Source organism: Streptomyces albus subsp. chlorinus (assembly GCF_013302895.1).
Lineage (GTDB): Bacteria > Actinomycetota > Actinomycetes > Streptomycetales > Streptomycetaceae > Streptomyces > Streptomyces chlorinus.
This window is the reverse complement of the sequence record NZ_VJOK01000001.1, coordinates 5,987,016-5,989,360: the sequence shown is the minus strand read 5'-3', so window position 1 is coordinate 5,989,360 and position 2,345 is coordinate 5,987,016. Positions and strand designations below refer to the sequence as shown.

Sequence of the window (2,345 nt, the reverse complement as noted above, 5' to 3'; positions counted from 1 at the left end):
CGATGCCCAGGAAGACGGGGCCGGCCGGCTGCGGTGTCCGCGCGGCGCTCTCCTGGACGGCACGCACCCCGGCCAGCAGGGAGCCGGTGCGTCGCGCCGCCTCGTACAGCTGCGGCACGGCGGCGCGCATCGAGAGGCGGTACGCGTCCCCGGCGTACACCCCGCCGAGCAGGGGTTCGACGAGCCGGTCGACGACCTCGCGGCCGAGCCGCCGGGCGACGTACGCGCCCACCGCCACGTCCTCCTCCGGCGCGTCGGGGGGGCAGCCGCTCCTCCTCCGCGACGCGGGCCAGCCCCTCGGGCGACAGGACGCCGTCCAGGGCCGCCGGGTCGCCGGGCACGCCCATCACATGGCCCTTGGGCATCGGGCGCACGGCGCCGCGGGTCCACAGGGCACCACCCGCCACGGCGGGCGGCCGCAGCTGTTCGCCCAGGCCGACGGCGCGGGCCAGCTCCACGGCCTCGGGGCGGCGGGCGAGCAGGGACTCGGCGCCCAGATCGACGGCCGTGGTGCCCGCGATGCTGCCCGTGTGCAGCTTGCCGCCGAGCCGTGCCCCGGCCTCCAGCACGGTCACCCGCGCACCGCCTTCGAGCAGCTGGTGCGCGGCGGCCAGGCCGGAGATGCCGCCTCCGATGACAAGTACGTGCATATGGGCAGTCTCGCAGAGTGGTACCCGGCGCCTAACGTTGGCCCTGGCAGTGGATCAGCGACAGTGACGGTGGCAGCGAACCGCGGCAGGGGGCCGAGCGCCCGCCCGCCGTACGGCGAAGGGAGCGTCCGCGATGGCGGCGCAGCGGATGGTGGTCATCGGGGGCGACGCGACGGGCATGTCGGCCGCGTCGCAGGCCCGCAGGCTCAAGAATCCCGAGGAACTGGAGATCGTGGCCTTCGAGCGGGGCCGCTTCTCCTCCTACTCGGCCTGCGGCATCCCCTACTGGGTGGGCGGCGAGGTGACGGACCGGGACGCCCTGATCGCCCGGTCCCCCGAGGAGCACCGCTCGCGCGGCATCGACCTGCGGATGGGCACCGAGGCGGTCGAGCTGGACGTTCCCGGGCAGCGGGTACGGGTGCGGGACGGGTCGGGCACCGAGCGCTGGGAAGGCTTCGACCACCTGGTGCTGGCCACCGGCGCCGTCCCGGTGCGCCCGCCGCTGCCGGGCATCGACGCCGAGGGCGTCCACGGGGTGCAGACGCTGGAGGACGGCCAGCGGCTGCTCGACGCGCTGGAGCACCGGGTGGAGTCCCAGGACGGCGGGGGCGGCGGCCGGGACGGGCGCCGGGCGGTCGTCGTCGGCGCGGGCTACATCGGCGTGGAGATGGCGGAGGCCTTCGTCAGACGGGGCTACCGGGTGACGGTGCTGGAGAAGGCCGAGCAGCCGATGTCCACGCTCGACCCGGACATGGGCGAACTGGTGCACGAGGCGATGTGCGGCATGGGCATCGAGACGGTGCTGGGCGCCGCCGTCACCGGGATCCTCACCGACGAGCGGGGGCGGGCCCGCGGGGTGGCGACCGAGAACGCCGAGTACCCGGCCGACGTGGTGGTCCTCGGCCTCGGCGTGCGTCCGGCAACCGAGCTGGCCCGGGAGGCGGGGCTGCCCCTGGGCGGGTCCGGCGGGCTGCGGACCGACCTGGCCATGCGGGTGCGCGGCCACGAGAACATCTGGGCGGGCGGCGACTGCGTGGAGGTGCTCAACCTGGTCTCGGGCCGCGCCCAGCACGTGCCGCTCGGTACGCACGCCAACAAGCACGGCCGGGTCATCGGCGCCAACATCGGCGGCGACTACGCCACCTTCCCCGGCGTGGTGGGCACCGCCGTCAGCAAGGTGTGCGACCTGGAGATCGCCAGGACGGGCCTGCTGGAGGCGCAGGCCGCCGAGGTGGGGCTGCGCTTCGCCAGCGTGGTGATCGAGTCCACGACGCGGGCGGGCTACTACCCGGGCACCCGCCCGATCCGCGTCAAGATGATCGCCGAGCGCCGCTCGGGGCGGCTGCTGGGCGTCCAGATCGTCGGCCGCGAACACGCGGGCAAGCGCGTGGACATCGCCGCCGTCGCCCTCCACGCGGGTATGACGGTGGAACAGATGACGGCCCTGGACCTGGGCTACGCCCCGCCCTTCAGTCCGGTGTGGGACCCGGTGCTGGTGGCGGCGCGGAAGGCCGCGGCGGCGACCGCGGTCCACCGCGACGGCGCGTAGCCCGACGGCGTGCAACCCGACGGCCCGCGGCACGACGGCCCGCAGCCCGTCGGCGGGGTCCCGGACCGCGGGTGGGTGGCGGGGCCGGTGGCGGGAGCCGGCAGCGGGGGTCCGGCGCGTCAGGACGGCCGGACCCCGCCGGGGCG

1 protein-coding gene and 1 pseudogene are annotated in these 2,345 nt (G+C 76.0%); one reads left to right on the top strand and one right to left on the bottom strand.

Annotated features, from left to right (window positions below; translation table 11 throughout):
• Nucleotides 1–650 (bottom strand): annotated as a pseudogene (gene hemG, locus FM076_RS34190) (protoporphyrinogen oxidase); the annotation flags it as partial.
• A 133-nt stretch (nt 651–783) separates the two neighbouring features.
• Between hemG and FM076_RS25950 the strand changes: the two are divergent.
• Nucleotides 784–2,199 (top strand): FAD-dependent oxidoreductase, encoded by a 1,416-nt coding sequence (locus FM076_RS25950; protein WP_173873323.1) that lies wholly within the window; start codon nt 784–786, stop codon nt 2,197–2,199.
• The last annotated feature ends 146 nt before the right edge of the window (nt 2,200–2,345 follow it).